Source organism: Moorena sp. SIO3I6 (assembly GCF_010672095.1).
Map to the genome: position 1 here is coordinate 1 of NZ_JAAHHU010001542.1, position 1,174 is coordinate 1,174.

At 39.2% G+C, this 1,174-nt stretch carries 2 pseudogenes; both read left to right on the forward strand.

Annotation, left to right across the window (positions count from 1 at the left end):
• Positions 1-475: pseudogene (locus tag F6K49_RS51040) on the forward strand (hypothetical protein); the annotation flags it as partial.
• A gap of 524 nt (positions 476-999) precedes the next feature.
• A pseudogene (locus tag F6K49_RS51045) lies at positions 1,000-1,174 on the forward strand (DUF4079 domain-containing protein); the annotation flags it as partial.

Here is a 1,174-nt window from a genome sequence, read left to right on the forward strand (position 1 = left end):
GTTTTACTTTTTCTTGATTTCAGCATTTGCGCTGTGGGCGGATGGGTTAGTGGAGAAAACTACTATAATCACCAATTTAATTAACATTGTGTTTGCCATAAGTCTGTTAGTGGTTTCAATTTTATACCCTTTAGGTTATCAAGCCGGTAACGATAATTTTAAGATTCCTATCTATATTGCACTTACTCTAGTTTTGGGCGTATTGACCTATCGAGGCTATAAAATACTCCAAGATTGGAAAATTATTCTTTTCCCAATTTTCTCAGTTGGAGTAAATTTAACGTTTGTGTTTCTTTTAGATAAGTTTGGAGGGAATCCTTATACTGATCCACAAGTGACTTTCAATGCTTTATTTCATATCCTTCACGATTTAGTAGGAACCGAAGCTGGATTAGTCATCTTTACCTGGCTTGTCTATAGTAAAGGAATTGCTCAAACAAACTACAAAGCTACATTAGCGACAAAAAAAAATTAGTATTTACTAATTTTGATATATACCAGTTCTCAATTTGCCAGGGTAATCCTAATCAAAAACAATAGTGACAGTGGCGGGGTGCGGAATGTGGGTGATTAATTTATTTTCAATAATCAGCTAGTAAGCGTTCCCGTAGTGTCGGATATTCCGCATCGCCCTCTAACAAATGGGTATCTCTCGGAGATCCCCTTAGCGGTGTACTTTCAAGTATTCGATCCATAGTCTTAGTCATTTGTCAAAAAAAATTTAGATGGCTTTGCCCTGGGGCTAAAGCCCTGCGTCTCCTTGGCACTAGGGACAAGCAAAGGCTCATACCAGTCTTCTAGGATCTGGTGTGAGCCTTTGTTCACGTTGAGCTGCGAGTGTTTGAATTTTCTGTTTCCTAGTTTTAGAGTAGTGTCAAGGAATCTAAACATCACTATCTGGGCATCCTGAGAGTTTCTTGCCCAATCAAATTCTGAATATGCTACAAAGATGGTTACCTAAGCTAGGTCAACCTTAATCGAGAGGATAGTTTTACACCGGTGGGAAATTTCAGTCAGCTCTTAGAACCAATTGCTAACCAATTTAGAATTTTAGGTATTCCTGAGCCAGTGGTGCATTGGGGACACCCATTGATGATGGGAATTGTGGTATTGATTATGGGTAGCTTTGTGGGAATAGCAGGATGGCGTGGCCGAGTAGTATCTGATCCTGAAA